The organism is Alkaliphilus flagellatus (genome assembly GCF_018919215.1).
GTDB classification, from domain to species: domain Bacteria; phylum Bacillota; class Clostridia; order Peptostreptococcales; family Natronincolaceae; genus Alkaliphilus_B; species Alkaliphilus_B flagellatus.
The window spans coordinates 186,163-205,733 of sequence record NZ_JAHLQK010000003.1; the positions used below are offsets into that span (position 1 = coordinate 186,163).

The 19,571-nt window shown below is 31.5% G+C and carries 18 protein-coding genes and 1 other annotated feature; of the genes, 15 read left to right on the forward strand and 3 right to left on the reverse strand.

Features of this window, described 5'->3' with window-relative positions:
• Positions 1 to 5: 5 nt before the first annotated feature.
• The 7 genes from KQI88_RS08535 (at position 6) to rsmI (ending at position 7,746) form a co-directional block, all read left to right on the forward strand.
• The gene (locus KQI88_RS08535) at positions 6 to 1,388 is read left to right on the forward strand and encodes a Na+/H+ antiporter NhaC family protein (RefSeq protein ID WP_216416243.1); all 1,383 of its coding nucleotides are present in this window, start codon (positions 6 to 8) and stop codon (positions 1,386 to 1,388) included.
• 134 nt (positions 1,389 to 1,522) lie between these two features.
• Positions 1,523 to 2,797, forward strand: a complete 1,275-nt coding sequence (locus KQI88_RS08540; protein WP_216416245.1) for a hypothetical protein — start codon at positions 1,523 to 1,525, stop codon at positions 2,795 to 2,797.
• A 218-nt stretch (positions 2,798 to 3,015) separates the two neighbouring features.
• Positions 3,016 to 3,753 (forward strand): RNA polymerase sigma factor SigI, encoded by a 738-nt coding sequence (gene sigI, locus KQI88_RS08545; protein ID WP_216416247.1) that lies wholly within the window; start codon positions 3,016 to 3,018, stop codon positions 3,751 to 3,753.
• On the forward strand, positions 3,750 to 5,063 hold the full coding sequence (locus KQI88_RS08550; RefSeq protein WP_216416249.1) for an anti-sigma factor domain-containing protein: 1,314 nt from the start codon (positions 3,750 to 3,752) through the stop codon (positions 5,061 to 5,063). The genes sigI and KQI88_RS08550 overlap by 4 nt, the downstream gene beginning before the upstream one ends.
• A gap of 116 nt (positions 5,064 to 5,179) precedes the next feature.
• Positions 5,180 to 5,968, forward strand: coding sequence for a hypothetical protein (locus KQI88_RS08555; RefSeq protein ID WP_216416251.1), 789 nt, complete (start codon positions 5,180 to 5,182; stop codon positions 5,966 to 5,968).
• Positions 5,969 to 6,140: 172 nt separating this feature from the next.
• The gene (locus tag KQI88_RS08560; protein ID WP_216416253.1) at positions 6,141 to 6,908 is read left to right on the forward strand and encodes a tRNA1(Val) (adenine(37)-N6)-methyltransferase; all 768 of its coding nucleotides are present in this window, start codon (positions 6,141 to 6,143) and stop codon (positions 6,906 to 6,908) included.
• Positions 6,892 to 7,746, forward strand: a complete 855-nt coding sequence (gene rsmI, locus KQI88_RS08565) for a 16S rRNA (cytidine(1402)-2'-O)-methyltransferase (protein WP_216416256.1) — start codon at positions 6,892 to 6,894, stop codon at positions 7,744 to 7,746. The genes KQI88_RS08560 and rsmI overlap by 17 nt, the downstream gene beginning before the upstream one ends.
• Before the next feature lie 145 nt (positions 7,747 to 7,891).
• On the opposite strand, the gene KQI88_RS08570 is transcribed toward rsmI, so the two are convergent.
• Together KQI88_RS08570 and KQI88_RS08575 are read right to left on the reverse strand one after the other, a co-directional pair.
• Entirely contained in the window at positions 7,892 to 8,131 is a 240-nt protein-coding gene (locus KQI88_RS08570) for an AbrB/MazE/SpoVT family DNA-binding domain-containing protein (protein ID WP_212380917.1), read from the reverse strand.
• A gap of 312 nt (positions 8,132 to 8,443) precedes the next feature.
• Positions 8,444 to 9,877 (reverse strand): nicotinate phosphoribosyltransferase, encoded by a 1,434-nt coding sequence (locus KQI88_RS08575; RefSeq protein WP_216416257.1) that lies wholly within the window; start codon positions 9,875 to 9,877, stop codon positions 8,444 to 8,446.
• A 326-nt stretch (positions 9,878 to 10,203) separates the two neighbouring features.
• Here KQI88_RS08575 and KQI88_RS08580 point away from each other — a divergent pair, with 326 nt between their 5' ends.
• Positions 10,204 to 10,776 carry a nucleoside recognition domain-containing protein gene (locus tag KQI88_RS08580; protein ID WP_216416258.1) on the forward strand — a complete coding sequence of 191 codons (573 nt, stop codon included), beginning with the start codon at positions 10,204 to 10,206 and terminating at the stop codon, positions 10,774 to 10,776.
• Complete coding sequence (locus KQI88_RS08585) at positions 10,773 to 11,306, forward strand: spore maturation protein (protein ID WP_216416259.1); 534 nt, start codon at positions 10,773 to 10,775, stop codon at positions 11,304 to 11,306. Before KQI88_RS08580 ends, KQI88_RS08585 begins: the two co-directional genes overlap by 4 nt.
• 89 nt (positions 11,307 to 11,395) lie before the next feature.
• On the opposite strand, the gene KQI88_RS08590 is transcribed toward KQI88_RS08585, so the two are convergent.
• Entirely contained in the window at positions 11,396 to 12,766 is a 1,371-nt protein-coding gene (locus KQI88_RS08590) for a hypothetical protein (RefSeq protein ID WP_216416260.1), read from the reverse strand.
• Positions 12,767 to 12,950: 184 nt separating this feature from the next.
• Positions 12,951 to 13,200, forward strand: a binding site (T-box leader).
• Between the two features lie 162 nt (positions 13,201 to 13,362).
• Here KQI88_RS08590 and metG point away from each other — a divergent pair.
• The 6 genes from metG (at position 13,363) to KQI88_RS08620 (ending at position 19,439) form a co-directional block, all read left to right on the forward strand.
• Entirely contained in the window at positions 13,363 to 15,324 is a 1,962-nt protein-coding gene (metG, locus tag KQI88_RS08595) for a methionine--tRNA ligase (RefSeq protein ID WP_216416261.1), read from the forward strand.
• A 12-nt stretch (positions 15,325 to 15,336) separates the two neighbouring features.
• Entirely contained in the window at positions 15,337 to 16,104 is a 768-nt protein-coding gene (locus KQI88_RS08600; RefSeq protein WP_216416262.1) for a TatD family hydrolase, read from the forward strand.
• A gap of 182 nt (positions 16,105 to 16,286) precedes the next feature.
• Positions 16,287 to 17,408: an HD-GYP domain-containing protein gene (locus KQI88_RS08605; RefSeq protein ID WP_216416264.1), complete on the forward strand. Its 1,122-nt coding sequence runs from the start codon at positions 16,287 to 16,289 to the stop codon at positions 17,406 to 17,408.
• A 159-nt stretch (positions 17,409 to 17,567) separates the two neighbouring features.
• The gene (locus tag KQI88_RS08610) at positions 17,568 to 17,939 is read left to right on the forward strand and encodes a GntR family transcriptional regulator (RefSeq protein WP_216416266.1); all 372 of its coding nucleotides are present in this window, start codon (positions 17,568 to 17,570) and stop codon (positions 17,937 to 17,939) included.
• The gene (locus KQI88_RS08615) at positions 17,939 to 18,640 is read left to right on the forward strand and encodes an ABC transporter ATP-binding protein (protein ID WP_216416267.1); all 702 of its coding nucleotides are present in this window, start codon (positions 17,939 to 17,941) and stop codon (positions 18,638 to 18,640) included. Before KQI88_RS08610 ends, KQI88_RS08615 begins: the two co-directional genes overlap by 1 nt.
• Entirely contained in the window at positions 18,627 to 19,439 is an 813-nt protein-coding gene (locus KQI88_RS08620; RefSeq protein WP_216416268.1) for a hypothetical protein, read from the forward strand. The genes KQI88_RS08615 and KQI88_RS08620 overlap by 14 nt, the downstream gene beginning before the upstream one ends.
• Positions 19,440 to 19,571 lie beyond the last annotated feature (132 nt).

The following is a 19,571-nucleotide window of genomic DNA, read 5'->3' on the forward strand; positions in this document are numbered from 1 at the left end:
ACTTCATGGGAGAGCAGAAGGTTTCTATAGTTGATACTATAATTCTTGCTATTGTATCATTTACACTGATTACTATAAGTATTATTTTAAATATTTCGCTTGTGTTCGCTTTTATAGGAGCAGTTATTTTTACATCAATAATACTTTTGAGAAAGGGTTATGGAATTGGAACTCTTATAAATATAATGTTTGAAGGAATTAAGGGATGTAGGTCTGTATTCATAATAATAATACTTATGGGAGCTACTATATCTACTTGGTTGTCCTCTGGTGTAGTACCAAGTATTATCTACTATGGATTTAATTATGTTAAAGGCTATAATTTTGTAGTTGTAGCTTTTATATTTACTTTAATGATGTCCTATGTAATGGGTACAGCCGTTGGAACTATAAGTACTGTTGGAATAGCTATGTTAGCCATAGGTAAGGGGCTTATGATTCCCACCCCTGTACTTTTAGGAGCTGTAATTTCTGGAGCATTTATTGCAGATAAGATTGCACCTATATCTTCTCTTAATAATTTAACATTGGAGATAACAGGCACAGATTATATCGATTACGTAAAGTCTGCTTCAAAGACTTTAATACCCACAATAGCTTTATCAGCAATAATATATTATATTTTCGGAAATGTTTATAAAGGTGGAGGGGATATGGGTAAAGTATATGAATACCAGAAGCTAATAAATAGCTCTATGGTGGTTTCGCCGTATCTTCTGTTGTTTCCTTTGCTAGTTATTGTATTAGCTTTTTTAGGTATTAAGGCATCATATAATATGACAATTGGTGTAATCTGCACATCTGTTGTAACAGTTTTAGTACAGAAGGTTAATATATTAACTTTAGTAAAATCTATACTATGGGGATACAAATCCGGAACTGGAATGGTAGAATTAGATAGTCTAGTATCTGGCGGTGGTATAGTACAAATGCTTGAAGTCGTACTAATAATAATGGGAAGTGTTGCTCTTAGTAGTCTTTTCGAAAACGGCAATTTATTAAAACCTTTAATTGATGGTTTATTTAAAGAAAAGGATAGCAGATTTTCTCTTATTGCAAAGACCAGCTTATTAAGCTGTTTACTTACGGCCGCTACATGTGATCAAACCGTTGGTATTATTATTCCTGTGAAGGTTGCACTAGAAAAGTTTGAAAAAAGAAATATAGATAAATCTATATTAGCTAGAACCGTGGCAGATACAGGTACTATAGTAGCCCCACTTATGCCTTGGAATGTAAATGCTGTTATTATATATTCTATAATTGGAGTTTCTGCTATCCAGTATGCGCCCTTTGCTGTTCTATGCTTTTTAAACCCTATAGTAATGCTAACAGGAGAGTTTATCAGTTTTAGTAGGTTAAAAACTACAAGTGAAAGTGTAGCTTAAATTAAACAAACCATATCATAAGCAGATTTGGTTTGTTTTTTAATTAGACTTAATTTTATAGTATAACTTTGTGATGATATCCAGCATATGGTAATATATAATTATATTATATGGGGAAGATGGGGGACAAAGCTTTGACTGAGAAGATTAATGAGGGTATTCAAAATTGTTATAATACTGGAGACCTTGTAGAATATTTAAAACATAAGTATCTATCATTATGGTGGGAAACAAAGAATGATTTTCCTAGGTTTGAAAATGAAACCACCTATTTTAATAAGTTGAAAAATGAGAGACAAATAGATAAATTTAGAAAGAAGCTTTTCATAGAGCTCGAAAACTTACCACAGGATAAAGATGATGAAAAGGAATGGTATAATAACATATTATCCTTAGTAAAAAATATAGAACTTAATATTCTTGGACATGAAAATAGCTCTATAGATTTCTTTGTTAATAAGGGATATTCTTTAATTACAGAAGCATTTCTAGATGAAGCTAGAAATTTTGATTCTAATATAGAGGTTTATGATATTTTCCAAGCTATTAGAAATGTGTGGATTATGAATAGCATTCAAATATTACTGGATATAGAAGTGGAGTTAACTCCATCTATTTTTGCTTACAGTATGTTATATCCTTATACAGATAACTATTTGGACAATACAAGGGTTTCTTTAGAAGATAAAATTAACTTTAACCAAAGATTTAAAGAATGGCTTTTAGGTAAAGAAGTTATGCCTATAAATAGCTATGAAGAGTCCATTTATAGGCTAGTTAAAAATATAGAGAAACAATATTCAAGAGATCAAAATAGTGAAGTCTTTAAGAGCTTATTATATATCCATAGGGCTCAAGAACAGAGTTTAGTTCAACAAAAAGGATACGCCTTGCCCTTTGAAAAGGATATTATAGGTATTAGCTTTGAAAAAGGAGGCACATCTGTATTAGCAGATGGTTATCTTGTAAAGGGTCAGCTTTCTGAAGAAGAATTAGGATTTATGTTTGCATATGGTGTGTTTTTACAATTAATTGATGATTTGCAGGATGTGAAAGATGATTTAGCCAATAATCATATGACTATATTTTCTAGCTTGGCTAAAAAATTGCCTTTAGATAAATTAACTAATAAACTTTTTTGGTTTATAGAAGAAGTATTAAATGATACAAATATTTTTTCATCAGAGGAATCTATAAAGGTAAAGGAAGTCATTGGGGAGAGCTGTAAAGTTATGATATTAGAAGCAATATCTAAAAATAAAAATATGTTTAGTAAAGAATATGTGAAAAAAATAGAAAGATATTCAATGGTTAGGTTTTCATATTACAGAAAACTAAAAAATAAATTTCAAAAAAATTTTTCGCCAGATGACTTTTTAAATATTTGCATTGCACTGAGTAAAAATTGATAATATAGGTTTTAATTACCAATGTACTTTGAAAAGTGGCAATATAACATCTGATTATGATATAGTTAAGAGTATCAAATATTAGATGTACATAGGAAACAATAATAAATTCCTGCTCTAATTTTGAGTGGGAGTTTTTTAATATTGAAATATAAGTAATTAAAATAGAGACTGAAAAATTTACAAAGTCCCGTAATGTATAAAGAGGAGGTGCCCGGGTGACCAAACTTCTCAATATTTTTAAGAAAAAAAAGACATTAGAGGAAAGAGTCAAGGATATACAGAATGGCAACGAAGATGATAGGAATAATCTAATTGAGGAGTATATTCCTTTTATTAAAAAAATACTTAGTAATCAACTAGGAAAATATATAGAAGTAGAAAATAATGATGCATTTAGTATTGGATTAATAGCTTTTAACGAAGCCATTGAAAAGTACGATGAAAAAAGAGGTAACTTTTTAACCTTTGCTTCTATGGTAATAAAAAGTCGATTGATAGACCAACTTCGCAGTGAGTCGAGAAGATCCAAGGAAGTTTATATTAGTCAGTTAAAATCTGATGATGAGGATGATAATTATACTGAAAATATTATGGCTATAGAAGGATTTGAGGCAGGAATCGAAACTAGATTAGATATGGCCACTCTAGTTGAAAATATGAAAGACTTTGATGTTTCCTTAGAAGACTTAATTAATCACGCTCCAAAACATCGAGATACTAGAATTGCAGCTATTAGTATTGGAAAATATGTATTTGAAAATATCCATTTAAGAGAAAAATTTTTAAAGACAAAAAATCTTCCAACTAGTGATTTAATGCGAGATCTAAAGGTATCCAAAAAAGTTGTACAAAGAAGTAGAAAATTTATTATAGCAATTATATTGATTCTTAACAGTGATCTAGATACATTAAAGGAGTATATCTCCCATAATGAGAGGGGGAAAATTGAATGATTCACCGTGGTAGCATAATAGAAGTTTGCCATGATAGTATAGTTGTAATTACAGAAGATTGTACCTTCGAGAGAATTAAGAAAAGTGAAGGCTTAGAAGAAGGTATGGAAGTATATTTTGAAACTGAAGATATTATTAGAAGGAGAAACCTAACTGTCAAAAACATTTCAACGGTTGCAGCCGCAATATTTTTGTTAGTCATTACTTCTATATACGGTGTAAGTTTTTGGAATACAAACTACAGAGCAGTCGCTTTACTATCTGTCGATATAAATCCAAGTATTGAAATAAAAATTAATAGAAACCACCAAGTAATAAAGGCATCAGCACTTAATGAAGATGCTTTAGGACTTCCTCTTAGTAATCTAAGAAGACGACCATTGGTGGATGCATTACAAGAGTTGGTGAAAATGGCAGAATATAAAGGATATATTAAAGAAACTGAGCCTAATTACATATTAGTAACAGCAGTAGGATTAAAGGCCTATAAAGAGGATACTAAAGACCTAACACAATTGTTGATAGAGGGAAAGGAAAAGATAGAAAACATATCTACTGAGCGTGGGCAGCATATTGAAGTTGTTACAATGGAATCCAATAAAGAAACACTAAAAAGATCGAAAGAAGAACATATTTCAGTAGGAAAGATGGAGGTTTATAAAAATATTCAAAATAAAGGTTTGAACGGGAATAAAATAAAGGAGCTAAAAAATAAAACAGTAAAGGAACTTATAGAAGAAATTGCTAAAATTAAAGCTTCCAAAGTTGATGAGCCTAAAATAGATAAAAAAGAAAACTCCGTGAAAGAGAGTAAAGAGAATAATAAAGACCAAAAAGAGAAAAAAGAAGATAAGGATAATAAAGAAAAGGACAACAAAGAAAAGGTAGAGAGTACCCCAAATGCTCAGAAGAATAACAATGTTAAGGAACAAAATCAGAAAGAGCATCCAGTATTTAAAGAACATCCAAGAAACAATAAAGCAAAGGATTATCCTAAGGACAATAAAGAAAACAATAAAGATGAAGATGACGATGAAGAGGATGAAGACGATGATAAAGAAGATGACGACAAGGATAGTGATGACGATGATGAAGAATGTAACAAAGAAAAAAAAGATGATAAGTGGATAAAAAATAATAATCCTGCTAATGGAAATAAAAATAATAAATATAAAAATAATAAAGATAAAGAAGATAAAGATAAAGAGAATAAGGATACAGAGAATAAAGAGAATAAAGATAAAGAGAATAAAGATAAAGAGAATAAAGATAAAGATAATAATAAGAATAATAAGTCAAAGAAACCCTAAAAAGGTTTCTTTTTTTGGAAAAAATAATAAATATTTCTTAATTTTACATATAGAGGTACTTAAAAATTTAAAATAGTCGTAATGATATAATATAAATTAACAGGAGGTATGATAAAATGAAAAAACGTTTAGTCAGTTTAATTACTATGTGCTTAGTGTTTGGGTTAGGATTTTCTTCAGTAAGTGCACATACACCGCCAGGTTTAGCCAAAAAGGGAGGGTTACCCCCTGGAATACAGAAACGATTTATTCAGCAAGAAAAAGATACAAAGGAATATCAAACAACTATAAAAGATATAGATACGAAAGAAAGAAGAATAGTTATTGAGGATGGAACGGCGATTCTTAGCCTGTTTGTGTCTAACAAAGCTAAAATAGAGTTAAATAAGAAAACTGCAAAGTTTGAAGATATTAGGAAAAACGATGAAGTTTTTATTAAACTAGACAAAGATAATACTATTACAGAACTTAAGGCTACAAGAGAAAAAGAAACTACATATACTGTAGAAGGAAAGCTCTTACTAATTAGCAAAGATCAAAATCAAGTATATATTTATAAAGATAACAAACTCCTTAATTATCAACTAAAGTCTGACCTTGTTGTCCGTATTAATGGAGAAAAAAGAAAGATTGACGACCTAATTCAAGGGATGGAGTTAAAGCTTACTGTAGAAGGAGATAAGGTAAAATTAATTGAAGGAAGTAAAGATGAGGAAACAAGAAAGCTAGAAGGAAAAATTATTGCCAAGGATGATGGTAGAAAACCTTTAATTGTAATTCAAATAGATAATGATATTAAGGTGTTTTATGTTGAAGAAGATGTGAACATGGCTGAAGTTAAAGTAGGTAAAGAAGCCGTTATTTATATACAGGATAACAAGGTTATAAATATTAAAATGAAATAGTATTCAAAACAGGTAGAGTATAAGCACTTTACCTGTTTTGCGTTTAGAGTATTAAACTAGTAAAAGAAAGAATTATATAATAGACAATAAACAAAAGTGATATAATAGATGGGATAGGATGGAGCCTTAAAGTTGTTAGATATAGGATCACTAAAAGACAAGGGGAGTCAAAATGGAAAATCTAGTATATGAATACGAAAGAGTAGATGATTTACAAATAAATAATTTGAAAGTTATTCAAAATCCAAAAGGATTCTGCTTTGGAATAGATGCTGTTTTATTAGCTAATTTTGTAGGATTAAAGAAAAATGCTAAGGTGATTGATCTTGGCACAGGGACTGGAATAATTCCTATCCTACTAGCAGGTAAAAGTGAAACTAGCCACATTACTGCATTAGAAATTCAAGAGGAAGTAGCAAATATGGCTCAGCGAAGTGTCAAGTTAAATGGGCTAGAGGATAGAATTAAAATATTAAATATGGACTTAAAGGATGCAGAAAAAAATTTAGAGGTTAATGGATACGATGTAATAACATCAAACCCACCATATATGCATCCAGAGGGACTCATTAATATAGATGATAAAAAAGCTATATCACGTCATGAAGTAAAATGTACATTAGAGGACGTTATTAGGACAGCTTCTAGACTTTTAAAGCATAACGGAAGATTTTTTATGGTTCATAGACCTATACGTTTAGTTGATATAATGGTTTGCTGTAGACAATATAAGTTAGAACCAAAGAGATTACAATTTATTCATTCTACATATAATAAAAAACCGAATTTACTCTTATTAGAATGCATTAAGGCAGCTAAACCAGAGTTGAAAATATTAGATCCTTTATATGTATATAATGAAGAAGGCAAATACACTGCTCAAATTTTTCATACATATGGAAAAACACAGATAGAGGAAGGAGATGAGTTTTTTGAGTAAAGGAATCCTCTATATTTGTCCTACGCCAATAGGTAATTTAGGAGATATAACAATAAGAGCATTGAATATATTAAAAAGTGTAGATTTAATTGCAGCAGAAGATACTAGACATACCTTAAAGCTTTTAAACCATTTCGAAATTCAAAAGCCTTTAATTAGCTATCATGAACATAATAAAAGGACAAAGGGAGAAGTATTAGTTAATAAGCTATTAGAAGGAGAAAATATTGCCCTAGTATCCGATGCAGGAATGCCAGGAATATCAGACCCAGGCGCAGATATGATAAAGCTATGTATAGAAGAGGGAGTAGCTTTTGAGGTTTTACCGGGAGCCACAGCTTCTATTTTAGCTTTAGTAGCTTCTGGACTAGATACAACTAAATTTACCTTTGAAGGATTTTTAGATAGAGATAAAAAGAAGCGAAAAGAAAGACTACAAAGGATTAAAAGAGAAGATCGTACATTGGTTTTTTATGAGGCTCCACATAGAATCACATCTACCCTGGAAGATATACTTAATATATTTGGTAATCGTAAAGCGGTAATAGGTAGGGAGCTTACTAAAAGGTATGAGGAATTTATTCGTGGCAATATAACGGAGCTTATAGATTATTTAAATATAAATCCACCTAGGGGAGAAATGGTGCTGCTTTGTGAAGGAGCTAGTTTGGAGGAAGAAGCTTTAGAGGAGCAAAATAAGCTAGAACAAATGACCATAAAGGAACATATTATTTTATTAATGGAAAATGGAGCAGATAAGAAATCCGCAATAAGGGAAGTTGCAAAGCTTAGAAATATTTCAAAGAGAGATGTATACAAAGAGGCGATTGATTTATAGAAAGTCGTCTAATGCTATCTCCTTGATTCCTGTCGAATTTAATTTTTTAATTATATTAAAAATTTCAAGTGTATAAGTAAAAATAAAGAGCCCTAGGGGCTCTTTTAAATGTAATCTACACAAAGAGTATATTACATAATGAAGACTATTTTTTAAGGTCAGTTAGACATTCGGAGCAAATGTTTTTATTCTTGTGGATTATAACATCCTTTGCATTACCACAGAATATACACGCAGGCTCATATTTTTTTAAAATAATATTTTGTCCATCTACATAAATTTCTAAAGCGTCCTTTTCTGCAATGTTTAATGTACGTCTAAGCTCGATAGGTAAAACCACACGACCAAGCTCGTCCACTTTTCTTACAATACCTGTTGATTTCAATTGAAATCCCCCTTCTTTATTAATAAGATAATTAAAATATGTAATGTCTCATTAAATAATTATAGTACTATACGCTAATATTACAAAATTCGACAATCTCTCTTTAAATAGTACCAAATATTCCATTATTAGTCAACACTAAATACATATGTTTTTTAAAATTTCCATAGTGCTATATAGATGCCCATAATAAGAACCCCACCCATCAACGCAATCAAAGATTGCTGATGGGTCCCGGGAACCTTGTTGTATTCACAATAAAAGACCTATATCTTTAAGTTAAGATATAGATCTTAGATATTTCAGAATAGTTCATTCTTCACGAAATTGGCCCATCATTTCATTCTTTAAATCCCAAAGTTTTTTAGAAAGATCTACCTTATAAAGCTGTGGACGGTTTAAACGTCTATATTCTGGCCAAAGTGTGTCTAGTTCAGCCTTAGTATATTCACATATTTCTTTCATGCTCTTTCTTTTGTAAACTAGGGTCCCATCCTCGTATAGAGGAACTAACATCTCTCTAATACGATAATTTCTAAAGGTCTTCTTTTTCCAAGTATATAATGGATGGAATATAGTCAAAGGCTCATTAATGTTAATCTCTTCGTCATCAAGCATTATTAAGTCTGCTTGGGCTTTACCATTTTCTATATCATAAATACGTACAACTTTTTTATATCCAGGATTTGTAATTTTTTCGGGATTTTCAGAAATCTTTATTTTAGGAACAAGTTCACCATTTTCTTCAGCTGCAGATAGCTTATATACTCCACCTAATGCAGGACAGCCTTTAGATGTTATAAGGTTAGTACCTACACCCCAAGCATTAACAGCAGCATCCTGTAGCTTTAAATTATTAATAACTTCCTCGTCTAAATCACTGGAGGCCACTATAGTTGTATCTTCAAATCCAGCTGCATCTAGCATTTTGCGAGCTTCCTTTGATAAATAAGCTATATCTCCAGAATCAATACGAATACCTTGAGGCTTGTATCCCTGTTCTCTTAATTCCTTAAATACAGTAATAGCATTTGGAACACCACTGTTTAATACATTATAAGTATCAACCAAAAGAAGTGTATTGTTTGGATATACTTTAGCGTAGGCACGAAATGCCTCAAGCTCTGTTTCAAATGTTTGAATCCAACTGTGTGCGTGGGTTCCTATAACTGGTATATCAAATTTCTTTCCTGCAAGAACATTGGAAGTTCCCACACAGCCACCTATAACGGCTGCCCTAGCACCATATATGCCTGCATCAGGTCCTTGAGCACGTCTTAAACCAAACTCAAAAACAGAATCTCCTTTTGCCGCAGTACAAATACGAGAAGCCTTAGTAGCGATTAGAGATTGGAAGTTTATTATATTTAATAGAGCTGTCTCAATTAGTTGAGCTTGAATGGCTGGAGCTTTTACTCTTAAAATAGGTTCGTATGGAAACATAATAGAACCTTCTTCAACACTATAAATAGTTCCAGTAAACTTAAAATTTCTTAAGTAGTTTATAAACTCATCATTAAATAAGTTTAAACTCTTTAAATATGTTAAGTCCTCTTCATCAAAATTAATATTCTCGATATAATCGATTACCTGCTCTATTCCTGCTATTATAGTATAACTATTTTGGCAAGGATTTTTTCTAAAGAACAGATCAAAGACGACAGTGTTTTTATCAACTCCATTTTTAAAATAACCATTCATCATAGTTAGCTGATAAAGATCTGTCAGCAAGGTCAAGTTTCTCATTTTTCTACCTTCCTTTGGTTAATATTTTTAATTAAAGTATATTATATCAAAGTTGAATAATAAGAGGCAACAAGCCGATCTATGTCATAAACTGAAGAAAATTGACGAAAACCTATATAAACACTCGAATTTTAGAATATTCCATAGTTTGTACATATTATTATTTAGTATTAGTTTGTTTTTTATTTCATATCCATCAGAAAAATTTCAAGCGGGCCATGAGTCGGTGAAATAGCATTAGACGAATTTTCACATATAGGAAAAGCCTCCTTTCATATATTAGAATGAAGAAAACTTTTTTATATATGTGAAAAGGAGATTTTTATATGAATATTATTTGGATAGTTATGATATTTATAGGAATTGTAGTTGCCATTCTTACAGGAAAACCTGAAATAATTAATGATGTAATTATTCATGATACTGGAGAAGCTGTAGTCTTTGCAATAGGTCTTACAGGAATTATGTCATTTTGGCTTGGACTTATGAATATTGCCAAAAAGTCTGGCCTTATTAATAGCTTTGCCAAATCTATGACACCAATAACAAGGTTTTTATTTCCTGATATACCACCTAACCATCCTGCTATTGGGGCAATGATGATGAATATGGTTGCAAATATGTTTGGAGCTGGTAATTCTGCAACAGCCCTAGGCCTTAAGGCTATGGAAGAACTTCAAAGATTAAATCCAGATAAAAAAACTGTTACTAATGCAATGGCTATGTTTCTTGTAATTAACATGTCTTCTATACAGCTAATCCCCCTTACCATATTGAAGCTAAGAGCAGATGCGGGATCTGTTAATCCATCCGAAATAATTGTTACATCAATTTTAGCTACAATCGTATCAACTGTTGTTGGGGTTGCTGCATGTAAAATAATGGAGGGAAAGAGATGATAAAAGTACTTAGTTATACATCAGTAATCGCTATTCCTATAATGATGAGCATTATACTGCTACATGGGTGGATTAAAGGAGTAAGTATGTATGAAACCTTTGTAGAAGGGGCAGCAGATGGGTTTAAAAGTTCAATAACAATTATGCCTTATTTAGTTGCCATATTTATTGCTATAGGTTTTATGAGAAAATCAGGGGCTATTGACTATTTAATAGATTTTTCAAGTCCTATAATGTCATTTATTGGGATACCCCCAGAAATATTGCCATTAGCAATAATGAGGCCCATATCAGGTAGTGGAGCCTTGGCAGTTTTGCAAGATGTTCTAAATACCTATGGTCCAGATAGTTTTGTCGGTAGGCTAGGGTCCACTATGATGGGATCTGCGGAAACTATCTTTTATACTATGGGAGTATACTTTGGTTCTGTAGGAATTAAAAAGGGTAGACATACAATAGGAGCCGCATTAATTTCTCATTTAGCATCTATGATAGCGGCTGTTGTTATTTGTACCTATTTTTTTCTATAAATACTAACCTAATTAGGAAATTGGAGATTAGAAGTGTTTTGGGCAGTGCCTGTGCCCTATAGGCACTGCGATAGGATCGGAGTACTTTTTTATTTAAACATATCAATTGAAATTTTATCTACCCATACTGTGCTGTCTATATTATTGAAAATAATATTAATAGAGTCTTCAATATCTTTATTCAAAGTAAGCTGTATTAGCTCCCAGCTATTTACGTATAAAGGTTTGTGGGATATAGATTGTTGAAATGATAATTTACTATTAGAATAGCCTTCGATGGCTATTTTAATTTCATCAGGTGTATCTAATTTTACCCACATTAAGAGCTGAGAATTCGCTTTGATAGGACCTTGGTTAATAGCTATTTTATGCGAATTATGGTTTTCACCAGAGAATTTAAATGAGTAATCACCATATTTTGAAGTTGCAAAATCCTTTTCTATATATTCACTTAAATAATCAATATTTTTATTAGGTCCTATAACTTCTTCATCATTATTTTCTGTTACAATATTTCCTGTTTCTTTATTTTTCTCTGGATTGTTTGCATTTATATCTGTTGCATCCTTAGGAGAGTTGACTACATCTGAAGTTGTGGCTTTATCTATTGGAAAGATGGATTTTAAAACAAAGACCCCTGCTAATGCTATTGCAATTAATCCAGCAGTACTTATAACAATAGTAAAGAGACGTTTTTTGTGGGTATCATTTTTTCCAATATCATCTTCGTTTATAGAACCTACTTTTCTGCCAACTAGATTAGTAGAATTATATGTTATTATATCTTCTTGAGTATTTGATATAGGCAAGCTAACAATATTAAGAGTTTCTAAATCATTAAATATTTCATTAATGTTATTATAAATCTCATTGTTTCTTTGGAGCTTATCTAAAAATCCCATAGTTTTTATGTATAAGGGTAATTCTTCATAATTGATGTCCTGTAGACTTGTTAATTTTTTTAATACTAAGACAATATTATTTATAACTGCTTCAAAGTTTTTGCTTTTAAAAGAATTTTCATTAAAAATAATTAGTTCATCAAATGACACTTTTCCTTTATTTATAATGATTTGTGATTCATCTACTAATATTGATTTTACATTATTAGGAACAAGATCATACTGTCTAATACCATCTAAATATTGATAAATTAGGTTGACCCTTTCGGTGAAGGTTGGAGAAAAGTCATTTAAATATGTATTCAATGATAATCCTTCTTCTACTTTTGTAACTAAAACTATTTGATCTTCCATTTTTTCGAAGTGAAGAACATGGTTAAATGTATCTTTATAGCTTTGCTCCACTAAATCCCAAATAGAATCATTTTCCTCTGTGTATATAGTATTAATTACTACAGCTTGGTTATCCCTACTATCCGTACCAATAAAAACTTTTTGGAAATCATTTTCTTTAAATGTTTGAACAATTGTATAACGATCTAAATATGAGGAATTCATCTGTTTTTCACCCTTACCATATTGTCTTTTTCAAATAATAATAATTCGCCATAGTAATATTTCACAGGAGAAAACGTTTTATGTCAATAGGTATTTAGACACAAAAAATATTTTTGTTGATTATAAAGGTTAAGTTAGTTGACATTGTGGGTATAATTTAATATATTATTGTATAATACTATATGTAAAAGTAATGACGGGAAGAGTAGGTTTACAGAATTAGTAGCAGAGAGCCGGATAAGGTGAAAGCCGGTACTAATAAAGTGACTGAAGATGGCCCCTGAACTTCATAGTTGAGAAGCTTTTGTAGTTTTTAGACTATGCCGGATTTGCACCCGTTAGCCTTGCAAGGTGATAATCATCACTTACTAAGTTTATTGTCGTAAGATAATAATAAACTAGGGTGGTAGCGCGAGTATATCCTCGTCCCTATATTTTTAGGGACGAGGTTTTTTTATGACCTAACCCAATTTGCAAAGCAAATTGCTGGTAGGTCAAACGCAATGAGCACCAAATTTATGCGACCGAAGGAAGCAAATAAATTTGAGTTGCGAAACTGCGTAAAACACTACAACTAAATAACAGGAGGAATTAAAATGAGTAAAGGAAAATTTTATTTAACAACACCAATATATTATCCTAGCGGAAGACTCCATATAGGACATACCTATACAACAGTAGCTGCAGATGTGTTAGCTAGATTTAAAAGATTTACAGGCTACGATGTAAAATTTTTAACAGGTACAGATGAGCACGGAGAAAAAATACAAGAAGCTGCTCAAAAGGCAGGAGTAACTCCAAAGGAGTACTTAGACAAAATAGTAGGCGAGATTAAAGATTTATGGAGCAGAATGGATATTTCTTACGATACCTTTATACGTACTACTGACGAAGAACACAAGCAAAGAGTACAAAATATTTTTCAAAGACTATATGATAAAGGAGATATTTACAAAAGTGAATATGAAGGCTGGTACTGTACACCTTGCGAGTCTTTTTGGACAGAAACACAATTAAACGAAGGCCATGTATGTCCAGACTGTAATCGTCCAGCACATCTAGCAAAGGAAGAAGCATACTTTTTTAAACTATCAAAGTATCAAGATAGATTAATTAAATACTTTGAAGAACATCCAGAAATTTGCTATCCAGAGTCTAGAAAAAATGAAATGGTAAATAACTTTTTAAAGCCAGGACTTGAAGACCTTTGTGTATCTCGTACTAGTTTTGATTGGGGTATACCAGTACCATTCGACCAAAAACATATAATATATGTATGGTTTGATGCAGTATGTAATTATATTACAGCACTAGGCTATGGATCGGACAATGAAGAAACATTTAATAAATATTGGCCTGCTGATGTCCATCTAGTAGGTAAAGAAATAATTAGATTCCATACAATCATTTGGCCAGCTATATTAATGGCCTTAGAAGTTCCACTACCTAAAATGGTGTATGGACATGGCTGGATATTGTTTGGTGCAGATAAAATGTCAAAATCAAAAGGCAATATAGTCTATCCAGAGCCATTAATAGATCGTTACGGATTAGATGCTATTAAATACTTCCTTTTAAGAGAGTTTACCTTTGGACAAGATGGGAATTACACTAATAGAAACTTTATTAGTCGTTTAAACTCCGATCTTGCAAATGATCTAGGAAACCTTGTAAGCAGAACTGTATCTATGATTGAAAAATATAATGGTGGAATTATTCCAGAGGCTAAAGAAGCAGGAGAATTCGACCAAGATTTAAAATCTATGGCAACAGGTGCTGCTAGCAAGGTAGAAGAAGCAATTAATAAGCTACAGTTTCATGATGGGTTAGAGGAAATCTGGAAGGTAGTTCGTAGAACAAATAAATATATAGATGAAACCTCACCTTGGGTACTTGCAAAGGACGATGCTAATAAAGAAAGATTAAATACAGTACTTTATAACCTAGCAGACTCTATTAGAATTATTTCTGTATTAATAAAGCCATTTATGGAGTCTACTACTATTAAAATTTGGACACAGCTAGGAATTGATGAAGGACAAGGAACTCAGTGGGAGGATACATTTAACTTTGGTAAAACGCCAACTGGTATAAATGTAAGAAAAGGAGATGCTTTATTCCCGAGACTAGATATAGACAAGGAAATAGAGGACCTAGAAAATATTAATGCTGCTTACTTTGAAAAAATAAGTGGCGTTCAAGAAGAAAAAGAAGAAGTTATTATAGAGCCAAAAGAACAAATAACTATAGATGACTTCGATAAGGTAGAGCTTAGAGTAGCGAAGGTACTAGAAGCAGAAAAACACCCTAAGGCAGATAGACTTTTAGTATTGCAGTTACAAGTAGGCAATGAAAGAAGACAGGTAGTATCAGGTATAGCTGCCTATTATAAGCCAGAGGAGTTAGCTGGAAAAACAGTTATGCTAGTGGCTAACTTAAAACCTGTAAAGCTCCGTGGTATAGAATCCCACGGCATGATACTTGCTGCATCTAACGATGAAAAGCTAGTATTGGGTACAGTAGATAAGGACATTGCCAGTGGTACTGCTATTAGCTAAGGAGGAAAAAACATGGTTTTTGATAGTCATGCCCATTTGGACGATGAACGCTTCGATAAGGACAGAGATAGCATTATAACTAGGGCTAAGGAAAGTGGAATACAATATATACTTAACCCTGGAGCAGACTTAAATACTTCAATAAGGGCAGTTAATTTAGCTCAAAAACATAGTATGATATACGCAGCTGTAGGAGTACATCCTCATGACGTAAAGGATATGGATGAAGATACTATAGAGATACTTAAAGCCCTGAGTAATAAAGAAAAGGTGGTTGCTATAGGAGAAATCGGTTTAGATTTCTATTATGATCATTCCCCAAGAGATGAGCAAAGAAAGTGGTTTAGAAGGCAAATAGAACTTGCTAAGGAAGTTAATCTTCCTATAATTATTCACGATAGAGATGCTCACGAAGAAACCTTTAACATTTTAAAGGAATATGATGTAGGTAGTCTTGGTTGTGTAATGCATTGCTATGCTAGCAGTGTAGAAATGGCAAGAGAATATATAAAAATGGGGGTTTATATTTCATTAGCAGGACCAGTTACATTTAATAATGCTAGAAAAACATATGATGTAGCTAGAGAAATTCCACTAGAATGGCTTCTAGTAGAAACTGATAGTCCATATTTAACACCTACACCACATCGTGGGAAAAGAAACGAACCAGCCTATGTAAAGCTTGTTGCAGAAAAAATAGCAGAGGCAAAGGGAATATCTTTTGAGGAAGTAGCACACCAAACTACATTAAATGCTAAAAAATTGTTCCGTATTGATTAATAATAGTATTATAAAGAGTCACAGACTATCCCCTACAAAAACTATAATTGTAGGTCGATAGTCGCGACTCTTTAATTTTCAAAATACTATTTACCAATTTTTCTAAATTTTGTGGTATAATTCTAAAAAGACTTTTAATTGTTAGTTTTAAAACTACATTAAAGATATTCGGGGGTATCAGGATGAGTAAAAAAAGTGGATACAGTCAAATCTTTGTTAAGGATATTGAAAATGGAATGGTTATAGCTAAAGATATCTTAGGTTCAAATGGGGAAATTTTATTGGCAGAAGGATTTAAAATTAACGAGGCATTTAAAATTAAAAGATCACTTAATCAACATAACGTTTTATTTGTAAGTATTATAAAGGAAGAAACTGAACAGGTTAAAAAAGAGAGTCTCCAGACAAAAGAGGAAGTTCAAATTTTGACAAGTGATATTAATAGTCAAATGCTTACTAAATCTATTAATGAGTTTAATGAAAATAAAATGGTATTGAAGGAATCCTTCAATAAATTTGTTAAAGGGCAAAAGATAGAACAGCAGGAAATTGAAAAGGGAATCAGTGGTACACTAAAGCTTTTTAAAGGGAATATAAATGTTTTCCAACTAATGCAAAGTGTAAAGCATTTAGACGATATTACCTATTCTCACTGTCACAATGTTGCACTTGTAAGCTACTCCATAGGGCAATGGTTAGATTTAAAAGAAAATGATTTACAGGAATTAGCTTTAAGCGGCATGCTAATTGATATTGGTAAAATTCAAATTGATGATAAATTGTTGAATAAAGAAGGAAAACTTACTAATGATGAATTCTTAGAGTTAAAAAAGCATTCTATTTTTAGTCATGAAATAATTAAAGGATATGAATTTATTAGTGATAGGGTTAAAAAGGCTGTATTACTTCATCACGAAAGAATGGATGGTAGTGGATATCCTTTAGGACTTAAGGGTAGTAAGATTCCATTATTCGCCAGAATAATTGCTATAGCTGATGTGTACAATGCATTAATTTCTGACAGACCTTATCGTGATAAGAAGACTCCATTCGAAGCTATTAGAATATTAGAAACAGAATATATGGATAAATTAGATGCTAATATTTTATATTTATTTTTGCGTCGAGTGGCTTCAAATTATATAGGGCAAGGAGTAATACTTAACAATGGTGATAAGGGAGAAATAGTTTTTATTCCAAAACATAACTTATTTCGTCCTATTATTAAATTGAAAAATGAAGAACAGATTTTAGATTTAGGTCATAATCAATATGAATATCTTGATGTAGTAGAGTTTTGTTAAATAAAAAATATATTTTTAAAAAGATCAGAAATTTAACTGATCTTTTTTTATTCTCTAAGAAAGTACAAGTAAATATGTTGACAAAAATTATAAAATAAGCATATAATAATAGTGTACTAGAATGCTAGTGCACTACTTCGATATTGTGAGGTGAAATAAATGGAATTTGATAATTCTAAGCCAATTTATTTACAGATTATAGATTATATTAAAAAACAGCTAATTAGAGGAGAACTTAATATAGGTGATAAGATTCTTTCTCAAAGGGAGTTTGCACAACAGTTAAAGGTTAATCCTAATACAATACAAAGAGCATATAGGGAGATGGAGGGTATGAATTTAGTAGAAACCATAAGGGGCCAAGGAACTTTTATTTGTAATAGACCAGAGATGTTAGAGGAAATTAAGGAAGAAATGGCAGAAAATATTATGCGAAGTTTTTTTCATGAAATAGAGTCCTTAGGATATAAGGATGAAAAGGTGCTAGATTTAGTTAGCAAATGGCAAAAAAGATTAAAGGAGGAGAAATAATGATTGAGTTTAAAGGAGTATCTAAACAGTTTGGTAGTACTAAAGCCTTGGATAATATATCGGTAAATTATTCTAGAGGGAAAATTATTGGACTTTTTGGACCTAATGGTTCCGGGAAGTCTACAACTTTAAAAATGATTGCATCTTTAAATAAGCCTGATAGTGGAGAGATACTTATATTTGGAAGAAAACCATCTAAGGAAACCAGGGAGATAGTATCTTATTTACCAGAGATTGATTATATATACCCTTGGATGACTATTAAAGAGGCAGCAAATTTTATGAGGGGATTTTATGGAGATTGGGATGAAGGAAAATACAAAGAACTAATTGAATTTTTAAAGTTAGAGCCTGATATGGTTATAAAGAAAATATCTAAAGGAATGCGAGCAAAGGTTAAACTATTGCTTTGCTTCTCAAGAAATGCAGAGATTGTACTATTAGATGAACCCCTATCAGGGATTGATATATTAACCCGTGATAAGATTATCGAAACTATTATTAGGGACTATAGAGTTGGCGAGCAGACAATTATTATTTCTACCCATGAAATTCAAGAAATTGAAAGCTTGGTAGACGATGCAGTGTTTATTGGAAGGGGACAAGTGATTCTTCAAGGTGAAGCAGAAAAGCTGAGAAATGAAAATGGTTTGTCCCTAGTAGAATTAATGAAGGAGGTCTATCGCAATGAAAATTTCTAATGGTAAAAAGCTAGCTACACTTTATAAAAAGGATTTAGCAGCTGCTAAGTTTGAAACTTTGTTAATTATGGGCTTTATTTTAGTAGGTAATCTATTTTTATATTATAAAGCTAAAACATCCTGGCCTATAGAGATTTCCTTAGTTTTTAGTACGTTGATATTAGGCTTTGTACCCCTATCCACATTTTTTAGAGCATTTAGTTTTATTAGAAGTGAATGGAAAGAAAATACGGTCTATTTTATGATGTCTCTACCTACTACAGGTAATGTTATATTCCTTGCCAAACTATTAGCCCTATTAACACAATTTTTCCTACTTGGAGCTATTGCCCTAATATTTACTGGCACCTTTGTATTTATGCATCCACAGTTTCAACATATTTGGGTAGTCATAAAAGATATTAGTACCACTCCTGAAATAATATGGGAGATGAGTAAAATAGGTATTCTTCTTTTCTTAGGCTTTGGATTATCAATTATTATAGCATTTTTAAGTGCAGTTATAGGAAAATTATTTAAGAAGTTTTCAGGCTTAATTACCTTTGTTGCATTTATAGCTATAAATTATGGAACGAGTACGATAATAGTTAAATTACTTGAATTAGTAAACACACCTAGATTTAATTCATATATGCAAAAAAGCATGATGATTGATGGCGCCAATGTTACTTGGCAGCTTACACCAGGCGTTGGCTTATCAGGCGTTGATTTTTCGATTATTTCAATTTTACTCATAGGAGCATCTGTACTATTATTTTTAGGAACTACAGCTATATATGATCGAAAAGTTGAGCTTTAAAGACTTAGAGCAGCTTCTTTTAAAGAGGCTGCTTTTTAAATTCAAGAAGTTTTGTTAAAACCCATTCTACAGAAAGTGCATATATAAATATAAATGGAAATATACTTTCCTAGGCATTAAAAAAAGGAGGGT

Coding starts and splice junctions, on each gene's coding strand:
- KQI88_RS08535 (WP_216416243.1), top strand. CDS start 6: ATGGGAGAGCAGAAGGTTTCTATAGTTGATACTATAATTCTTGCTATT.
- KQI88_RS08550 (WP_216416249.1), top strand. CDS start 3,750: ATGATTCACCGTGGTAGCATAATAGAAGTTTGCCATGATAGTATAGTT.
- KQI88_RS08555 (WP_216416251.1), top strand. CDS start 5,180: ATGAAAAAACGTTTAGTCAGTTTAATTACTATGTGCTTAGTGTTTGGG.
- KQI88_RS08560 (WP_216416253.1), top strand. CDS start 6,141: ATGGAAAATCTAGTATATGAATACGAAAGAGTAGATGATTTACAAATA.
- rsmI (WP_216416256.1), top strand. CDS start 6,892: ATGAGTTTTTTGAGTAAAGGAATCCTCTATATTTGTCCTACGCCAATA.
- KQI88_RS08575 (WP_216416257.1), bottom strand. CDS start 9,877: ATGAGAAACTTGACCTTGCTGACAGATCTTTATCAGCTAACTATGATG.
- KQI88_RS08580 (WP_216416258.1), top strand. CDS start 10,204: ATGAATATTATTTGGATAGTTATGATATTTATAGGAATTGTAGTTGCC.
- KQI88_RS08585 (WP_216416259.1), top strand. CDS start 10,773: ATGATAAAAGTACTTAGTTATACATCAGTAATCGCTATTCCTATAATG.
- KQI88_RS08590 (WP_216416260.1), bottom strand. CDS start 12,766: ATGAATTCCTCATATTTAGATCGTTATACAATTGTTCAAACATTTAAA.
- metG (WP_216416261.1), top strand. CDS start 13,363: ATGAGTAAAGGAAAATTTTATTTAACAACACCAATATATTATCCTAGC.
- KQI88_RS08600 (WP_216416262.1), top strand. CDS start 15,337: ATGGTTTTTGATAGTCATGCCCATTTGGACGATGAACGCTTCGATAAG.
- KQI88_RS08605 (WP_216416264.1), top strand. CDS start 16,287: ATGAGTAAAAAAAGTGGATACAGTCAAATCTTTGTTAAGGATATTGAA.
- KQI88_RS08610 (WP_216416266.1), top strand. CDS start 17,568: ATGGAATTTGATAATTCTAAGCCAATTTATTTACAGATTATAGATTAT.
- KQI88_RS08615 (WP_216416267.1), top strand. CDS start 17,939: ATGATTGAGTTTAAAGGAGTATCTAAACAGTTTGGTAGTACTAAAGCC.
- KQI88_RS08620 (WP_216416268.1), top strand. CDS start 18,627: ATGAAAATTTCTAATGGTAAAAAGCTAGCTACACTTTATAAAAAGGAT.